The organism is Paenibacillus taichungensis (assembly GCF_050994985.1).
Lineage (GTDB): Bacteria > Bacillota > Bacilli > Paenibacillales > Paenibacillaceae > Paenibacillus > Paenibacillus taichungensis.
Window position 1 is genome coordinate 4188742 of the sequence record NZ_CP194720.1, and the last position, 17122, is coordinate 4205863.

General features: G+C 48.3%; 19 protein-coding genes. 4 read left to right on the forward strand and 15 right to left on the reverse strand.

Annotation, left to right across the window (positions count from 1 at the left end):
- Positions 1–7: 7 nt before the first annotated feature.
- From ACR1R9_RS18635 to ACR1R9_RS18690, 12 genes are all read right to left on the reverse strand, one after another.
- Positions 8–883 (reverse strand): F390 synthetase-related protein, encoded by an 876-nt coding sequence (locus ACR1R9_RS18635; RefSeq protein ID WP_433956381.1) that lies wholly within the window; start codon positions 881–883, stop codon positions 8–10.
- Complete coding sequence (locus ACR1R9_RS18640; RefSeq protein WP_433948919.1) at positions 784–1320, reverse strand: hypothetical protein; 537 nt, start codon at positions 1318–1320, stop codon at positions 784–786. The genes ACR1R9_RS18635 and ACR1R9_RS18640 overlap by 100 nt, the downstream gene beginning before the upstream one ends.
- Positions 1317–2177, reverse strand: coding sequence for an MBL fold metallo-hydrolase (locus ACR1R9_RS18645; RefSeq protein ID WP_433923041.1), 861 nt, complete (start codon positions 2175–2177; stop codon positions 1317–1319). The genes ACR1R9_RS18640 and ACR1R9_RS18645 overlap by 4 nt, the downstream gene beginning before the upstream one ends.
- Positions 2171–3166, reverse strand: coding sequence for an NAD-dependent epimerase/dehydratase family protein (locus ACR1R9_RS18650; RefSeq protein ID WP_433923040.1), 996 nt, complete (start codon positions 3164–3166; stop codon positions 2171–2173). Before ACR1R9_RS18650 ends, ACR1R9_RS18645 begins: the two co-directional genes overlap by 7 nt.
- The gene (locus tag ACR1R9_RS18655; RefSeq protein WP_433923039.1) at positions 3163–4458 is read right to left on the reverse strand and encodes an ATP-grasp domain-containing protein; all 1296 of its coding nucleotides are present in this window, start codon (positions 4456–4458) and stop codon (positions 3163–3165) included. Before ACR1R9_RS18655 ends, ACR1R9_RS18650 begins: the two co-directional genes overlap by 4 nt.
- Entirely contained in the window at positions 4448–5449 is a 1002-nt protein-coding gene (locus ACR1R9_RS18660) for a beta-ketoacyl-ACP synthase III (protein WP_433923038.1), read from the reverse strand. Before ACR1R9_RS18660 ends, ACR1R9_RS18655 begins: the two co-directional genes overlap by 11 nt.
- A 257-nt stretch (positions 5450–5706) precedes the next feature.
- A complete protein-coding gene (locus tag ACR1R9_RS18665; protein WP_310852422.1) occupies positions 5707–6588 on the reverse strand; it encodes a TIGR01777 family oxidoreductase in 882 nt (293 codons plus the stop codon).
- A gap of 88 nt (positions 6589–6676) precedes the next feature.
- Positions 6677–7198: a hypothetical protein gene (locus tag ACR1R9_RS18670; protein WP_310852421.1), complete on the reverse strand. Its 522-nt coding sequence runs from the start codon at positions 7196–7198 to the stop codon at positions 6677–6679.
- A gap of 155 nt (positions 7199–7353) precedes the next feature.
- Positions 7354–8085 (reverse strand): YdcF family protein, encoded by a 732-nt coding sequence (locus ACR1R9_RS18675; RefSeq protein WP_099854928.1) that lies wholly within the window; start codon positions 8083–8085, stop codon positions 7354–7356.
- Between the two features lie 51 nt (positions 8086–8136).
- Positions 8137–8688, reverse strand: coding sequence for a nucleotidyltransferase family protein (locus ACR1R9_RS18680; protein ID WP_433923037.1), 552 nt, complete (start codon positions 8686–8688; stop codon positions 8137–8139).
- A 236-nt stretch (positions 8689–8924) separates the two neighbouring features.
- Positions 8925–9779: a DMT family transporter gene (locus ACR1R9_RS18685; RefSeq protein ID WP_433923036.1), complete on the reverse strand. Its 855-nt coding sequence runs from the start codon at positions 9777–9779 to the stop codon at positions 8925–8927.
- A gap of 42 nt (positions 9780–9821) precedes the next feature.
- Positions 9822–10787, reverse strand: a complete 966-nt coding sequence (locus tag ACR1R9_RS18690) for a metallophosphoesterase family protein (RefSeq protein ID WP_310852417.1) — start codon at positions 10785–10787, stop codon at positions 9822–9824.
- 262 nt (positions 10788–11049) lie between these two features.
- On the opposite strand from ACR1R9_RS18690, the gene ACR1R9_RS18695 reads away from it, so the two are divergent.
- The 3 genes from ACR1R9_RS18695 to ACR1R9_RS18705 all read left to right on the forward strand — a co-directional run bounded on the left by ACR1R9_RS18695 (position 11050) and on the right by ACR1R9_RS18705 (position 13622).
- A complete protein-coding gene (locus ACR1R9_RS18695; RefSeq protein WP_076289975.1) occupies positions 11050–11820 on the forward strand; it encodes a DeoR/GlpR family DNA-binding transcription regulator in 771 nt (256 codons plus the stop codon).
- 76 nt (positions 11821–11896) lie between these two features.
- Entirely contained in the window at positions 11897–12427 is a 531-nt protein-coding gene (locus tag ACR1R9_RS18700; protein WP_076289976.1) for a TetR/AcrR family transcriptional regulator, read from the forward strand.
- Between the two features lie 88 nt (positions 12428–12515).
- Positions 12516–13622: an MFS transporter gene (locus ACR1R9_RS18705; RefSeq protein ID WP_076289977.1), complete on the forward strand. Its 1107-nt coding sequence runs from the start codon at positions 12516–12518 to the stop codon at positions 13620–13622.
- A gap of 35 nt (positions 13623–13657) precedes the next feature.
- Here the strand turns inward: ACR1R9_RS18705 and ACR1R9_RS18710 are convergent, their stop codons facing one another.
- Positions 13658–14701, reverse strand: coding sequence for a formylglycine-generating enzyme family protein (locus ACR1R9_RS18710; protein WP_246318282.1), 1044 nt, complete (start codon positions 14699–14701; stop codon positions 13658–13660).
- 140 nt (positions 14702–14841) lie between these two features.
- Entirely contained in the window at positions 14842–15387 is a 546-nt protein-coding gene (locus ACR1R9_RS18715) for a hypothetical protein (RefSeq protein WP_433923034.1), read from the reverse strand.
- A gap of 254 nt (positions 15388–15641) precedes the next feature.
- Here ACR1R9_RS18715 and ACR1R9_RS18720 point away from each other — a divergent pair, with 254 nt between their 5' ends.
- A complete protein-coding gene (locus tag ACR1R9_RS18720; protein ID WP_433923033.1) occupies positions 15642–15941 on the forward strand; it encodes a hypothetical protein in 300 nt (99 codons plus the stop codon).
- 136 nt (positions 15942–16077) lie between these two features.
- Here ACR1R9_RS18720 and ACR1R9_RS18725 read toward each other — a convergent pair whose 3' ends face one another.
- The gene (locus ACR1R9_RS18725) at positions 16078–17040 is read right to left on the reverse strand and encodes a glycosyl hydrolase (protein ID WP_072734088.1); all 963 of its coding nucleotides are present in this window, start codon (positions 17038–17040) and stop codon (positions 16078–16080) included.
- Positions 17041–17122: the final 82 nt, after the last annotated feature.

Sequence of the window (17122 nt, forward strand, 5' to 3'; positions counted from 1 at the left end):
GCTTCACTTAAGTGTGTTGTCTCTCCACTCGGCGCAGCTTCGTTATTCCCGGTTCAAACGTATAAGGGACAAATCTGATATCAGGTACGATGCATTCCAGCCGCTCTCCCAGATTCATCAGCTCCCGCTTCACACCAACTTCCACCTGCTGCATCCCTTTTCCTGCAAGCCGAAGTGATACTTCCAACACCCCGTTACCCCGCTGAACGACGCGATAATGCTCAATAGCCGGAGAGGCTGCAATCACTGCACGCGTAACAAAATCCGGAAATACAGGTACAGCTTCGCCCGTTTGTCGATGTGGAAAATAAAGCGTGTCATCACAGCGGCCTTCGATCCGCTCAATGGCAGTGAACGAAGACCCACAGGCACAAGGAACCGCTGCCTCGGTCAGAATGTCGTTCAGCCGATACCGGATAATCGGCTGTGAGGTTCTGGAGAAGTCCGTGATCACAGGCACGAACCTCCGGGTCGCGGGATCAATGAACTCTTTTTCAATATGAACGATATCTTCATTCAAATGCAAAGTGCCGAAGCGGCAGGTTGCGCCCAGAAATCCCTCAGTACACTGGTACACCTGATGAATGGTTTGCCCAAAAACACTCTCCAGCACCTTGCGATCCAGGGGGTCCAGCACTTCAGCAACCGAAATGATTTTGTCCGGTACAGTGGTCAATGTGCCTGACGTATAAGCGTCAGCCAACATTCTCAGCATGGAGGGCGGCGCTACCCATATGGTGGGTCGGTATGTTTCCATACGTTCAACCAAGGTGTCGACAGGCTCTAACAGATCAAAATATTGAAATTGCAGCTTACCCCGCTGCACCGATTCATACAGATTACTGTTGGCCCGGAGGAAAAGGAAATCTTGGCAGGTTTCCACAGTCCGCCAGGCAGGAGCTTGGCCAGCACCGTCCCTGTCCACGCATCCTGCTCCCGATCACTCACCAGGAACACCCCCCGGTTGCCTGATGTGCCTGAGGACAAGCCTACCGTCACGCCCTGAACCGATGGCTTGAAATCACGCGTTTCCTCGCTCTCCCCGGCGAGATCCATCGCCTCGTCCTTGGAAATGCCCACCGTGTTGAGCCGATCGAAATGCTGCATCATGATCGTTTTGTCAATTAGCGGAAAGCTTCTCCAGTTGGCTGCATCAACGTCACCCCACCACTCCCGGTAAAAAGGCGACTTTTTACGAACTCGCTCCACTTGCTGAATGATCTGGCGTTCCTGCCATCGTTCAAGCTGCGCTCGTGTTTTCCATTTTCTCAATCCCCGTGCAAGTACATAATGATAGACAATCCGCAGTGTACTGCTCATATGTGCTCACCCTCTGTACCCCAAGCATTCAGCGCTTCACGGCAATGACTGGGCACAATCCGAATCGCTGGAAACTGCTGATACAACTGAACGAGTCTGTCAAAGTTTCTTCGATACGCCTGACGATCCGACATAATAATTCCAGCGAGTTTGTGAGGTCTGCGTTGTTCCTGAAAAGCACGACTCGACCACACCGAGTCCGCACACAGAAAATAGTCATGCGACTCCGTACTAAGCAAAATCCCCATCATGCCTTCCGCATGACCCGATACGTCAACACCCAGCAGACTGCCATCACCGAAAATATCGTATACCTCGGAAAAGGGAAAATCCTCACCCGCTCTCACCCATCGCTCCGGCTGCTTCGTAACAGGCAATGATCGGGCATCAAAGTCCTCTGGCAGCAGGCCGGGCAGAAAGCCTGCCTTTACAGCCGCAATGGGTCCAAGTGAACGGACGGCGTCATAGGCTCTTGGCAGATAGATCAATTGCGCCTGTGGGAAATCCCGCACACCTGCAATATGATCCCCATGAAAGTGCGAGAGGATAATGTACCGAATATCCGATGCTTTCAGCCCTAAACGAGCCAGAAAATGTACCGCACTGTCTTCTTCACGATAGACCACAGGTGTAATATGACGGTACAGCGCGTTTGGCAAATGAGCGGTTTCCTTGGAAAAACGGGAGCTATATCCCGTGTCCAACAGAATCGGACCATGTACAGGATGAATGATACACGCAAAGCCGGCCGGAAAGGCCACCGGACGCAAACTTCCACCACGCAGCGTCAGAAACTCCGGATGTGTACAGTAACCTGCTGCGCCCAGATGAAGCTTTACCGAAGTTGTTGTCAGCATGATTCAGCCCTCCACCAGTTTGCAAATTGTTGTAACCCCTCATCAATGGTCAACCTAGGTACATACCCCAGCTTCTCACGGGCATCCGTAATATCCAGCGTCTGCGGGATAGATAACGAACCAACCGTATAACGCGTCAATTGAGGTTCACCTAACGCAGGAATCAAGCGATGTACACGTTCCAGCACTGAGGCTGCTCCGTATGCTGCTCTGTAGGGAATGTTTCGACGGCGTAAAGGCATTTCCAGCATTCCAAATAACGTGCTCACCAAATCCTGGAACGGTCTCGGATCTCCATTGGAAATATTGTAGGCACGACCCAACGCTTCTGTCTTGGCATCCCTGCATAACAACAGCGCATCCACCACGTTATCCACACAAGTCAGATCAATGAGTGCCTGTCCGCCTCCGATCATAGGTACACCCGATTTGCCATTTGCTGCTACGATTCTGGGAAAAAGGGTCTGGTCATACGGGCCAAAAATAGCTCTCGGACGAATCATGATCGATGGAAGTCCCTTGGCATGAGCCTGTAAAACCACCTGCTCAGCGAGCCGCTTGGTGGCTGCATAATGATTAGCTGGTTTGGATGGCAAGGGGTCATTCTCATGTATGTCATATCGCGGACTATAGTTAAAATATAAGCTCGGCGTTGATACATGAATGAAGCGCTGTATGCCACCTTTCATACAACGGTCCACCAAATGCTGTGTCCCCTCCACATTGCTGCTGTAAAAATCCCGATATTTGCCCCATGGAGACGATAACGCCGCACAGTGAAACACAACATCCTGACCCGAAGAGGCCTCAATCACCGCCGCCTGATCCCGTATATCTCCGTTATAAAATCGAATGCCTGCTGCCTCAAGCTGTGCACCGTGCTTTAGCTGGCGCCCCATACCCGTAACTTCCCAGCCTTGCTCTGCAAGCCGTATCGCCAGATGCCTGCCCAGACATCCGGTTGCTCCTGTAACCAAAGCTCTATTCATCGTTGTTCACCGTTCCATTCTATGTCGTGAGTCAAAGCTTCAGTCAGCGAAAACTTATGTTTCCTTGCCAGACGCCAGGCGGAGAGTACAATTGCAAATTGCTCAAACAAAGGTTTCATATCGAGTCTCAGATATACCACATCTCTCGTTCCCCGCCAGGCTGTCATCCATGTCCGCAGGCTGCCCTTCCCCCAGAGCTGCTGCAATCCACTTCCCAACATCGGAAGCATCAACATCGCTTTGCTTCCTTGCTTGGGGATGATCACCTTTGCTGCTTTCACCAGTTCTTCTGGTGCAATTAAAGCACGTACCAAGCCATCACCAGGGTGAAACAAATGGATTCCACTGGTCGCCCTCGGATTACACTCAATAGCATACACTTGTCCGTCCTCTGTTTCGATAAAATCAAAACCAATCTGCCCGCTAAACCCTGTCGCCTGTACAAATTGCCTTACCCACTCGTAAATTCCTTCATGCTCCACATGTTCAAAAAAAACACTCGCCCCTACGCTGCCCGTTCGATAGCGACTGTCGTAGGTCGTATGTGCAACGATTTTCCCTTCATAAGCTACGCTGTATGTACATAACATTTGCCCGGCAACATAAGCCTGTGCAACCCAAGGGGAAGCCGAGGATATTTCCGTGTCACCAGGAGGATCATTCTGTAAACGTTGCTGCTTCATTTTACCTGCGTATATCTTCTGATCAGGTGCGTCTCCCTCAAAGTCTGCTGTGGAGGATATCGGCATACGAACTCTTGCAGCAAAGCGGGAGTATACGGGCTTCCATACCCATTCCCCCTCTATTTCTAGAACAGCCTGCGCTTCCCTCCACTCCTGCCGACTGTTGATCAGACGGGTATCTGGAACCGAAAGACCAAGCGACTTTGCAAGCTGGATAAAGTGATATTTATGATGCAAATCATGCAGCTGCTCTATAAGCGAAACAAGTACACGGCAGTGATCACGCAGTCGCTCTGCTCCTTGAGCAATATAAAAAACTTCTTCACACATTGGAATCAACAAGTCGATCTGCCAGGTTTGAACCAGACTCTCCATCTCTAACAAGTAATTCTCTGTTTCATGACGTGGAGATGGAACCATGAAGCACTGCTCCACCGCACTCGACAATCTGCACAAATGATGCACCATGCTCTCCGCGACGTAAACTCGGTGACCTGCACGATGAAACATTCGCGCCAAATCGAGGGTTACCGGAGCCCGGCCGCCCGTGAGCAGCACATTTAAGGACGTAGATGCTTGATGTTCATTCTTCATGAATCTAGTAGTCAAAAATAAGTCCTCCCAGTGATAATCCGGCGGCTGTTCCGATCATTAGCACCCGATCTCCCCTCTGAATGCGCTGCTGCTTGATCGCTTCATGCAGCCCCATTGGAATGGAAGCTGCAATGGTATTGCCATGATTTCGTGTAATGTCCATAAAACGGTCCTCTTCGATTCCCAGCTTCTTGCGGATCAGCCTCATCGCCATGGCACTTCCCTGATGCGGAATTACCAATTGGAAATCCTTCATCTGATTACCGGTTGCCTGCAACATATCGTCAATAAATGCTGGCAGCAACCTGGAAGCCATACGGAAGATGGCCTGTCCATCCATATGAAAAAGATAGGGATCCGGCTGCTCTGCCACATAATTCGAGGCATGCAGACGAGTGCCCCCACCAGCAATTTCTGATAACCGCGCGCCGCGGCTGTACGTTTTCAGCGAGGCATGCACAATCTGCGAAGACTCTCCTTCAGCAGAGCGTTCAATAATGACAGCAGCAGCTCCATCACCGAACAGGGCAGCACTCTCCTTGTTCGACCAATTCAACCCCTTTGAAGCGATCTCCGTAGCTACAAGCAGCACCCTTTTATAACGCCCGGCATCCACCATATAGGAGATAACATCCAACCCGTTCAGGAAACTTAAGCAGGTCGCATCGATGTCAAAAGCCGGTACACCTGAATCCTGCTGTCCCATCGCCTGCTGAATGAATACCGCCGTACTGGGTAAAGGTTGTTCCTTCGTACCGCTCGTGCACACCAGACAGTCTATATCTGCGAACGTCAATCCCGCATCGGCAAGTGCAGCTTCGGCAGCCCTCGCTCCCATGAAGGAAGAGGTCTCTACACCCGAAGCGTAATGGCGGACACCTACACCTGTTGCTTTGCTGACCCAGCCCGCAGGCACCTGCAAACGGCGATCTAACTCCTCGTCGGTTACTTCCTGTTCAGGCAAATACTTGCCTGTTCCAACAATTCTCACTCTTCTAAGCTGCATATGACCTACCTCTTTCTCTTCTTCTGACTGACGATATAAGTTCAACTAATAAATATTTACACTAACACTCCGATGACAGAACAACCTTTCGCTCGCTGTTATCGTGTAGATGTTTAGCAGATATATCTAATTGAATTTACACTTCACTCCGCCTGGCTAAACGCCATGACGAAGTGAAGAAAATACAGCAGAAGGGCAGATATCTCTGCCCTCCCGTTGTGTTATCTTTTTTTATTCAGTCATGTTGATTCATTTCCTTACTTCAAGATCTCGGCCAGTGCAAGATCGAGCGTATCATATCTGAATGTAAATCCTTCTCTTTCCAGCCTCTCGGGAATAACCCAACGGCTTTTGAGAACCAGTTCTGTTTCGGTCCGAATGAATCGTGCTCCCAGTTCCAACATCCAGCGAGGTGAAGGAAGTCCAATCCGAACTCCCATCTGCCGCCGCAGACTCTCCATAAGCTGGCGGTTCGTGACAGGATGCGGAGAGGAAGCATTAAATACACCCTCCAGTTGCGGATGCTGCTGAACATAGATAACCATGCGGAACAAATCCTCTATATGGATCCAGCTAAACTGCTGGGTTCCAGGTCCTTGTGATCCACCCAGCCCAAAGCGGACCAGATTGGTCAGTGGCTCCATGACGCCACCTTCTCCAAGCACAATGGCAATCCGTAATGCAATCTGACGTGTAGACGGCAGACTGAATTCAAAAAAAGCCTTTTCCCACGCCTTGGCGACATCCACCGAAAATCCAGAGCCAATCTCGCCCTCTTTCTCCGTCATGGGACGATCTTCTGCATGTCTGTATATGGTGGCGGTGCTTGAATTAATCCATAGTTCAGGAGGATTGCTACAAGCCAGAACAGACTCGCCCAAAATGCGGGTTGTGCGTGTTCTGGATTCCAAAATGATTTTGCGGTTCTCATCCGTGTAACGGCAGTTTACGGATTTTCCAGCCAGGTTAATCAGCAATTCTGCACCTTCAAGTGCCTGTATGATTCCAGCCTGGTCCTCCCAGGCAATATGACCGGGCTGGCGTGAGATAATGAGCACCTCATAACCAAGCTTCTTGAATCTGTCGGCAAAATCCTGACCAACAAACCCTGTTCCACCCGCCAACACAACCTTTTTCACGGTATCCCCTCATTTCCCCATACTGGGTAAAGCAACTACACTATATATGGACTAACACTGTCTGCGACCGTTTTGTTTGATTTTAATTTTAATTTGTGCCCAATGCTGCGTATAAGCGATTGCGTTCTTCAATCGCCCATGTATTCGCTGGGTTTTGCTCCAACTGATACATGAGCTCATCATGGAAATCATGAATCATGAACCCTTCAGGCAAATTCCCCAGCAAGGCTGTAAAATTGTACTCAGGCAGTTTTCTTTGACCTTTACCGATCTGCTTCAACCATTCCATCCATTCGGCAAGCGTCAGCACTTCTGCCTGCCATAGTTCGGCCTGTAATCCAAGTGCATCCTGAAGCTGCTCATAAGCAGATGGCTCGGAGAAGGGACGACAAGCTTGCACAGCCAGCTCATACAACTCGATAACTGCGCGCCGCACCTCATGCTCAAGCTCGATTTCCAACCCTTCCATGAAGTCCTGAACTTGAATTGTCAGCCCGTCATCGTATAGTAATGGTGCGTGTGCCAACAGACGTACAATCTCTTCCATGTCGTGCGCTGAAACTTTCTTTTTCTCATAGAGAGCAGGTAACATATATGCTGTAATGATCATTCACTCCTAGATCGTTCTTCTATTAATGACGTATATTATATCATGATTTGGCGGGTTATCCTTGAATTCACTTTAACGATGACAAAAAAGGCAACCTAACTCTTTCAAGAGAGCATAGGTTGCCTATCTGTTCTTATAGGAAAAGCAAACAGCATCTAAATAAATGCTTTAACCGATGCAAAATACTCCCGTATCATATTGATCGGTTTCAAATAACCCGGTGAAGGAGCGGAGATGCCGTATTCGGCAGCGTAACCGTTCTTGGCGGCCAGGTACTTGGATCTGAACATATGATAATCACTTGTGACAATCATGATCTTGGGATGCTCCAGCCCGGATGCATCAATGATTTTTTTGGAAAAAGCCATATTCTCCTGAGTGCTCGTCGATCGATCTTCCATAATGACTTGTGTGGGGCTGATCCCCTGATCAACAAGGTAGTTTTTCATGGCGAGTGCTTCAGGAATGGATTCCCCCGGCCCCTGACCGCCGGATACAATCACAGGCGTCTGAGGATGACTGCGGATATAGTCCAGACTGGCATCCAGTCTTTGTTTCAAAGTCAATGACAATTCTGTTCCCTTGATGCCCGAACCAAGAATAATGACATAGTCCGCTTCTTCCGGATCATTCGCGTTAAGCTGAGTAAACACAAGGGCTTCAATAATAACAAATGAAACTGCAGCAATCCCGAAGCCAGTAAGCAGAATGCGTTTCAACAGGATATGCTTTTGATAATCAATTCGCCTTAACACGATAAAGGCTACAGTGATCATGCCAAAAAACTTCACCGCGAAGTTCCAGCCCCAGAAAACAAGGAAGAACACAAAACATGCAATGAAAATAAGATCAAGGATCAGGCCTTTTTCTCGTATAAACTTTTTCATAAATCCAGTAACACTCCTTCTCGGACCTTCACTTCCGTCACATGCCTTGATTCAGGATTTTATGATCGTGAGCTTGGACCACTGCTGTTGCCAACATTTCTTCTCAACACGATGATTATAGTAGTCTGCATCCGAGAAAAACGGACTTTGGCGTACGATTAACGCATACAGATCCTCCAGCCCATGTGGGGCACAGATACGCACCTGACCCTGTTCATCTAACCGCACACCTATGGCTGTGACGATTTCTGGCCAATATCGAAGGGCATCTTCTGTGGATTGATAGGGCTCGTTTCCATTGCGCAGATGCATCCTCGCCTGATTTTTCACCGACCATTTGGAATTGCCTGTCTGATCGCGAAGCCCTTGTTCCAGCAGCAGGTCCCGCTCCTCACGCATGTCTTCCGTATCGTAGTAAACCACATCAATATCGCTGTGTAGTTCGCGTACAGGATAGCCATGAAGCACATCCCAGATATAATTGCGAATATACCCCGCACCTATGTAACACTGAGGCAGATCAAGACTGCGAACCCGCCGCAGGTCGTGCATTAATTGGTCATGCTCCGTAATCGCCTGAATCAACTTTTCCTCATGCAGCATATAACGTCTCTCCCCGTCACTCTGTCCATTTCATTATAGAGCTATCATTGCTCGCTTTTACATTACCGACACGCTACTCCTTCCAATATATCATGTTTGAGTACCTGCGATAAAATAAACAAATCCCCTCAGGCAGTCATCCTAGGCTCATCTGAACAGATGTTCCTTAAGATCATTTACCCTGAGGGGATCAATTGAAGAGATTAAATAAAGCAATTAGGCCTACTGGAATTCCATTAACCCCACATACCAATCAGCAATATGCCGCCAAAAATAACGATGGAACAGAGAATGCGCTTCTTCCCCTGCTGTTCTTTCAATAACAAAATACCGAGGAAGGCCGCGAATACCGTTCCTACTTCCCGAAGCGGGCCCAGTCTAGCCATTGGCGCCTGCTGCAATGCAAACAGAAACAACAAGTACGAGCCCGGATTCAGCAGCGCTCCCAGCATAATGGTTGATCGGTTCTTCTGCCACTCCTGACGCAGTTGGCGGGAAGCGAGCAGCGCCGGAGTCAAGCCGGCAACAAAGCCAATGTTCGTCACTTCAAGTAACGACACGGGTGAAATATGCTCTAGATTTAATTTGTCCACGAACACATAACTGGTTGTACATAACCCGACACATAAGGCCATAAGCACCGGCTTTGATCTTGTTACACTTGAGCCAGATTTGCCAACTCTTCCCACACCACTCAGCACCGTAAATCCTACAATCATGCAGGCAATACCTAGCCAGCCGAACATGGATAACGTTTCCCCCAGAAAAGCAACACCGATCAATGGCACCAACAAGGTGCTCGTTCCCCGCATAATCGGATAAATCTGCGACAAATCGCCCAATTCATACGTCTGCGATAGCAGCCAGGAATACAAGGCTTGCAGCGCCATCGATAACACGAGTAGTGCATAGGCTGGCATGGATAAAGGTTCCCGTACCAATTCCACAATAAGCACAGGCAGTAGTATTACGGTTGGAATCATCATGATGGACCATAAAAACACACTTTTGTTTAAACTGCGTTTGGTGAACATACTCCAGACAGCGTGAGCCATCCCGGAAGCGAGCACCAGAACTATAGGTAAAATCATAATCAAAACGTTCCTCTCTAATGCCTTGCTCTTCTATATTCTCTAATGTGCCGAAGTGCTCTCAGGTTGATGTTCTGGCTGTTCCTTCACGACCGATCCGTCTTCCAGACGAAGCCAGGTATCAAAGCTGCGTTGTCCCGCCTGCAATTGAATGACCCGTCCTCCGCGCAGCATGCCTTCCCTTCCATATGTGCTGTGCCCGCTCGAACGCCCGTAGCAGAGACGAATGCCATGGTAAGTCCCCTGAAAATCATTCACATGATCATGTCCGCAAAAGGTCCCCATCACATCGCCCATCTCCAGCAGTGCAGAGAACAGACCCGAGTTCACTTGGGCAGAGCAGACAGGTTCGTATTTGCTGCCGTAACAGGTCTGTGTGTCCCACATGGACTGATATTCAGGAATCGGGATATGGAAAAACGCCAAGGCTGGGAGCTTCTCCCCGCGGCTGCGGCCGGGATTGACGCGTGTGGATTCAGACATCAGCCACTGGATCTGATTGGGCTGAATCCACCCATAACCGGGAATGGACTCGAACTGGGAATAGTTCCCTGAATCGAGTAAATACAACACTGCTGCCGGACGGCCATCCGCTCCGGCAATCTCCAGTGTGTAATTGCCTAGTCCCGCAATTTCACGTGGACCAGGTTCTGTCACATTATGGGCATGCTCCTGAATCACATCCATTAATCCATCGGGGGTAATCCGATTCTCTGTATCATGGTTGCCATATACAAAAGCCCACGGAATACCACGCTCTTCCACTACAGACACAGCATCCCGGAATGCCTGCTCCGGGTGTTCACATTCCTTATTGCCAGGATCAACCGGTCCCGTGTAAATGACGTCGCCTGTAAAGACAACCAGATCGGGTTGTTCCGCTTCAATGACCGTCTTCATTAACTGCCCGGTCCGAAGATCTTCAGGTCGCCCATCCTTCCAGTGTAGATCTGTAAATTGCACGATTTTGAATGTTCCATTTTTTTGAAAACCAAGCTGACGTTTCACCCTTTTTCCTCCCTGTTGATCCATGTACTATGGACTAAAGTTTCCAATGTTGTTTGTTGTGGTTTTACGTTGTTTTATATGATCTTATCGTCACATCATATTGCTGTCAATACATATTAAGAACAGAATATATTCACTATATCCATTTCAAAATTGACAAGGTCTTCTCTCCAACATAAACTATTAAAACAACAACAATCCACACTATCTCACAACTGTAGAATAAATAGAACTTAGAATCGAAACTTCAGGAGGCACAAACATGTCTTTAACATATGAAGAACGCAGACACACCATTCTTATCCAACTTGCTACCCAGGGCAAAGTTCAGGTACAGGTTCTGGCGGATCTGTTCCAGGTATCCACGGAGACGATTCGGCGGGATCTGGACCGACTTGAAAAGGAAGGCGAATTGCGCAAAGTATACGGAGGTGCTGTACGTGTACGTTCAGGCATGATCGAAGCTCCATTTCAAAAGCGTGCGCAGCTTCAACTGAACGAAAAGCAGGCCATTGGCGTGGCAGCTGCCTCTCTGATTGAGGATGGAGAGACCGTAATGCTGGACAACGGCACAACAACGCTAGAGATCATGCGACAGTTGCGACATCGGTCTCAGGTGACCGTCATAACCAACTCCGTCCCCATTCTTACCTGTGCACTGGAGGAGTTTGCAGGCAAAATCATTTTCGCAGGAGGAGAAGTCACCCCGGTCGTACAAGCCTCTACTGGACCCATTGCTCATGAATTACTCAGTCAATTCAAAGTCAACAAGGCGTTCATCTCAGCAGGCGGCGTTTCGTTAACGGATGGGATCACAGATTATGTGCTGGAAGAGGCACTCATCTCCCGCAAAATGATGGAGCGTGCGGAGGAAGCCATTTTGGTAGCTGATCATACCAAGTTTGGACGTTCCACCTTCGCCCAGATTGCACCAATAAATCAAATATCCATGGTGATCACAGATTCTGGATGTCCCACAGAATGGACAGATGCTCTTCACCAAATGGAAATCGAAATGGTTCACAGCATTTGACAATGTGAGCCATTTTCTATATTTTAGAAGTATAATGATCGTTCTATCTTATTCTGAAAGGAGCGTATTACTTCCTATGAGCAGCAAAAAGGAAATGCTGTTGAACGTGGCTGAGGAATTATTCTACCTGCACGGCTTTCATTCTATCGGCTTGAAGCGAATCATCACAGATGCCGGGATTGCCATCATGACATTATATAATCACTTCAACTCCAAGGATGATCTCATTGTTGAAGTACTTCGGCGGCGAGAACAGCGCTATCTGGAACAGTTGCGGCAGTATGCCGACAACAAAGCGCAGCACGTATTCCTCAATCTGGCGGAAGGACATTCACGCTGGTTGATGGAGCATGAGTCAAGAGGATGTTTGTTTCTGCGTGCCAAGGAGGAATTTGGCGGAGATCCAGACAACGTCATAGTACAAACTGTCAACGCGCATAAGAAACATGTGATGACCTTGATCAAAAATCTTGATCCTGCCGCAAGTGATCGTGCAGTGCTGCAATTTAACCTGCTGCTGGAGGGTTCTACTGCACTCGCTGAGACAGAAAATGTAAATAGCGTATGTCGGGAACTCATTGACATGACGCAAAATAGTTTCAAGTAGTCCCACACCGGGTGAGTTAGTAGTTCAACTCACTTTTTTATTTCAAAGAAAATATAATGATCGTTCTATCTAAAAGGCGGTGGATTTGATGAAAAAAATTATTTTCCCAGGGATTGCCCTTATAGCTGTATGTTATGCATTCGGGAGATTCAGCTATGGGCTGTTTATGCCGGAGATCTCGGAAGCACTCCAACTGGACGATGCCCAATCCGGAGCAATCAATTCCGCAACCTACATTGCTTATTGCCTTTCTCTACTTAGTGCTCCACTGTTAATTAATCGCATCGGGCACTATCATGTCATTCAAATAGCGGGTGTTAGTGCTGTGCTCGGTTTATTGGGCATTGCCTTGTCTCCAAACGTGTTTGTTCTCACACTAGGCGTATTTCTTGCCGGATTAAGTACAGGCTTAGCCTCTCCTGCATTGGGTAACACCGTCTATGCTGAGCTTGCGCCTGATCAGCAAGCCAGAGGAAACAGCTGGATTAACACAGGTACCAGCTTTGGCATTATCGTATCTGGTCCGATCTACTGGCTATTCACCGAGTATTGGCGTTTGACCTACATCTTCTTCGCTGTACTCGGTGTTGTGGTGGTGCTGTGGAATAGACGTGTTCTTTCCCCACGCAAAACAGAGCCTTGTACCAAGTCCCTTTGGAGATGCATGAAGCCGACCAGACCCGGTGTAGCTCTGCTCATGGCTTCCCTTCTGACAGGTATCAGTTCTGCGATCTATTGGACCTTTGCCCGAAACTTCCTTACGGACGAAAAGGGGGCCTCCGATTCGGAAGCCGTGCTGTTCTGGATTGTGATGGGGATTATGGGGATTCTCGGCGGGTGTGCTGGCCGCATTATTGAACGCATCGGAATTGGATGGTCCTATCGGATAGGCCTTCTGCTGTTATCTGTTTCACTTGGCATTATCCTTCTTCCATCGATGGCCGCCAGCCTGGTCTCAGCCGTTATGTTTGGCAGTACCTATATCTTCCTGACCAGTGTATTCATCGTGTGGGCGACCAGGCTATTTCGTCCAAATACGTCCATTGGGATCAGCCTTGCTTTTCTCGCGCTTGGTGCGGGGCAGTTCATAGGTTCATCGATAGCGGGTTACACCATTGAGATGTTCTCCAACACTACAGCATTTCTGGCCTTTTCTGTACTGGGTCTGTTTGGATTACTCATTCGGGTGAAATAGACCGAGCCTTATTCTCAAACAAGCCGACCAACATACTATACATCCGCTGCGCATCTGAAACCAATATGCCCAGTAGATGTATCAGGCGTGTTGGGAATTCTCGCCGCCACTCTATAGCGATTGCAGTAGGAACGGTGGCATAGGTAGGAACCGCCTTTTAACACCTTGCGATCTTCATGAGGAGATAATTCCGTGTCAGCAGCCGTAGCCTTCTCATGATCCGTAACGTAGTTGTCTGCGCACCACTCCCATACATTGCCTGACATATTATAAAGTCCGTATGCATTGGGAGGAAACGATTGAGATGGAGCGGTGCCTGCATAACCGTCGGCTGCATTATTTTTCGTTGGAAATACCCCCTGCCAAATGTTGCAATAGTGCTGTCCATCTGGCCTTAACGTATCGCCCCAGGGATATTTTTTCTGAATTAGGCCACCTCGGGCTGCGTACTCCCATTCGGCTTCTGTGGGCAGACGTTTACCCGCCCAGCGGCAATAGGCATTGGCATCATTCCATGAGATATGAAGAACCGGATGATCAGAGCGATCATTCACATGAGATTCGGGTCCTTCGGGATGAGCCCAATCCGCACCTTCAACAACCCACCACCAGGGTGTCTGTTGAACCACGTTTCGAACTTGAGTCGCCGTTTCCGGAGAAACGAACAGATGAAAAACAAAAGACCAGCCAAACCGCTCCGCCTCAGTCCGATACCCCGTCTCACGAACAAACTGTGCAAATTCTGCATTGGTTACCGTACAGGCATCCAGATAAAAGGATTTCACCTGAACTTCCCTGACGGGGCCTTCCCCATCTGCTTCAAAAGCTTCGGGGTCATTCGTACCCATCAAGAAACGCCCACCTTCAATACGAATGCTTTCTTTCTTCTCTGCTCTATTGGTTAGAGCTATCGTGAAATCAGCTGTATAACTGGTATGACTGGATGGTTTGTCCTCAACAGCCTCTACCGCTGCAGCCGTTTCCTCTGGCAGACTCTTTTCCTCCAACTTACCGTCTCGGCTTGCAGCGCAGCAGCAGGAAGAGGGTTTCTTTGGCAGCCGATCATGCATCTCAAGCATCCCCTTCTATGGTTAGGTTTAAGACTTTTTCCCCCTATTGTACACGGCAGGACGAATATTCGGATACGGTGGTGTTATCATTCCTGCTCCTACTTTTTTGAACAGTCCATTCAACTGAATTTCTTCATCCATTTCGCATATCAATCAAGGTAACGATATGGTCTGATAATTCTCTCGTTCCACACCTGTACTTCGATATAACGCTCCGGTCCGAGATCACCCTGTTGATTCCATTCCTGAGGCCAGCCATAGGATTGAATAATGTCCAGTATTTCATCTTTCGTGTAGACCTGCTTACGATAAGGTTTATCATCGATATAACGCATCGTTGGAAACAAATCGCCGTAGGTAAAACTTACGGAATCAGCAGGCAGATTCTCCCATGAGATCGTGACCCAATCCGGTTCGGTATACCAAGATTCCAACCACGCGCATGCACCCAGGGTCATATAGTGAGGATAACGGTTGGTCGGTTTCCCACCTTTGGAGATAAACTGCTCGTACGCTTTCCGCTCAAGTTCTCTTCGAATCATCATGTAATCTGCTGATCGCTGACTGGCAAAATTCCGGCCTCCCTGCCTGATATGCTGCGCAACGGCTTCTGCATCCTGCTCGGACAAACTGGAGAGATTGCGGAATGGTCCAACATTTTTTTCAAAATAATGATACGCGTTCAGATCTGTCATATGGCACCACCTCCATGTATATCTCTTCGTCCCCCGTTTTCGTTAGTCATAGTGTACATCATGCCAACATGTATGGAAATAACTGTAGCTAACCATTTCCTCTGGTACACTATGCCATTTCAATTACAGTACCATCTTCCGATCGCTGCTTCGCTTCTCCAGAACGATCCAGCACTCACCGTCCATTAAGTGATAAACTAAACTAAAAAAAGAGCATTTATCTTCAACAGACTTAAAGGGAGGAGGTTGTGTGTATGCTAGGCATCAAAGTACAGCAAGTAGAGAATCAACTCATCATCCGTTGGCAGCTTTCCAAAATAGAGATTCCCCTCTCAGATATTAAAACAGTTACCCTTGATGATACATATGGTGGAAGTGAGCCTTCAGCCGTTCGAATCGGCGCAGCGTATGGCTCTTCCGAAACAATTCTAATCCGTACAACCAATCAACACTATATCCTGTTCACTTCCAGTGAGACTTTATTTCCAAAAATCAGTGCCATGCTATCCAATAATTCAGGTGAAGCGGAATGCGTCAAACTTGCAACGTGCTAACGAATCTAGCGCACCTTAAAGGTCCGATTCTCAAGGCAGGCCAAATTAACGCGAACAAGGGGCGTCCACCGTCATGTTCATGACTTGTGGAACAGTCCCCTTTTTTTTCACGTCGGTAGAAGTTCAAATGATATCCCTATCTCCAACTCCACTTCGGTAATTGATCCAGCGTAATGACTTCTTCACTATTATATACTTCCTTCAAATACGCCACGGTATTATGATTACCACCCTGTAGGAATTCTCCCGTCCAGGTACAAAACCAGCTCCAATGTACACCTTGCTCTTTCATCTGCTTTGGATCTGGAATGGAGCCGTTCTCGGCTAAGGCAATGATTTTGCTGTCATTCACCAGTTCACGCAGATTTTCATAACGCTTAGCTAATGGGCTGTGATCGCCTGCTTCTGGATACACATCCACACTCACAATGTCCACCACATCGTCACCCGGATACCAATCCGGCTTTTCCGAGTTCCACACCCAGATCAGATTACCCAGCTCATACTTGTTGACCAATTGATCATACATTAGGCGATATAACTGTTTGGCAGGTTCAGGTCCTTTGGCTCCCCACCAGAACCAGCCTCCTTCCGCTTCATGAAGCGGCCGGAATAACACTGGCACCCCAGCCTCCTTGAGTTCTTGCAGATGTACTGCAATTGCATCGATATCCCGGATCAATAAGGTATACTCTTCCGATTCAGGGTGAGCCAGCGCTGACGCGAGATCGTAGGTGGTGGCATCCGTATAGAAGCCGCGCCACCATTCTTTACCGGGTTCATTGATCAGATTAGCAGGTGCATTCCAGTGCCAACATAATGTCACAATTCCGCCTTGCTGATGCCATGCAATCGCATCCCGAATCTCCTGAGAGATCGCGCCGCGTTCTGTCCTTGATGGAGAATAATCCATGAGATCGAATCCAATTACCGCCGGCTTGCGGCCTGTATTCTCATTAATCCAGTTCAGATTGCCGTAATCCTGTTGACCTGACAGTACCCCTTTTCCATAACGCTCCGCCAAATACTTCATCAGTTCTCTAGCCTCGGAAGTCGCATCTTTATTCACTAAATTACTGCTTATCTTTTGCTCCGTCATTGATAATCCCCCATTCCCATGCAGGGCACATAGCGACCCAAATATCAAAAACACCCGAATTACGCATCCTATACGACTACTC

Excerpts from the sequence above, each read along its gene's own strand:
- ACR1R9_RS18650 (WP_433923040.1), bottom strand. The coding sequence starts at position 3,166 with ATGAATAGAGCTTTGGTTACAGGAGCAACCGGATGTCTGGGCAGGCAT.
- ACR1R9_RS18675 (WP_099854928.1), bottom strand. The coding sequence starts at position 8,085 with ATGAAAAAGTTTATACGAGAAAAAGGCCTGATCCTTGATCTTATTTTC.
- ACR1R9_RS18640 (WP_433948919.1), bottom strand. The coding sequence starts at position 1,320 with ATGAGCAGTACACTGCGGATTGTCTATCATTATGTACTTGCACGGGGA.
- ACR1R9_RS18725 (WP_072734088.1), bottom strand. The coding sequence starts at position 17,040 with ATGACGGAGCAAAAGATAAGCAGTAATTTAGTGAATAAAGATGCGACT.
- ACR1R9_RS18710 (WP_246318282.1), bottom strand. The coding sequence starts at position 14,701 with ATGCTTGAGATGCATGATCGGCTGCCAAAGAAACCCTCTTCCTGCTGC.
- ACR1R9_RS18700 (WP_076289976.1), top strand. The coding sequence starts at position 11,897 with ATGAGCAGCAAAAAGGAAATGCTGTTGAACGTGGCTGAGGAATTATTC.
- ACR1R9_RS18705 (WP_076289977.1), top strand. The coding sequence starts at position 12,516 with ATGAAAAAAATTATTTTCCCAGGGATTGCCCTTATAGCTGTATGTTAT.
- ACR1R9_RS18685 (WP_433923036.1), bottom strand. The coding sequence starts at position 9,779 with ATGATTTTACCTATAGTTCTGGTGCTCGCTTCCGGGATGGCTCACGCT.
- ACR1R9_RS18645 (WP_433923041.1), bottom strand. The coding sequence starts at position 2,177 with ATGCTGACAACAACTTCGGTAAAGCTTCATCTGGGCGCAGCAGGTTAC.
- ACR1R9_RS18680 (WP_433923037.1), bottom strand. The coding sequence starts at position 8,688 with ATGCTGCATGAGGAAAAGTTGATTCAGGCGATTACGGAGCATGACCAA.
- ACR1R9_RS18715 (WP_433923034.1), bottom strand. The coding sequence starts at position 15,387 with ATGACAGATCTGAACGCGTATCATTATTTTGAAAAAAATGTTGGACCA.
- ACR1R9_RS18720 (WP_433923033.1), top strand. The coding sequence starts at position 15,642 with ATGCTAGGCATCAAAGTACAGCAAGTAGAGAATCAACTCATCATCCGT.
- ACR1R9_RS18695 (WP_076289975.1), top strand. The coding sequence starts at position 11,050 with ATGTCTTTAACATATGAAGAACGCAGACACACCATTCTTATCCAACTT.
- ACR1R9_RS18660 (WP_433923038.1), bottom strand. The coding sequence starts at position 5,449 with ATGCAGCTTAGAAGAGTGAGAATTGTTGGAACAGGCAAGTATTTGCCT.
- ACR1R9_RS18670 (WP_310852421.1), bottom strand. The coding sequence starts at position 7,198 with ATGATCATTACAGCATATATGTTACCTGCTCTCTATGAGAAAAAGAAA.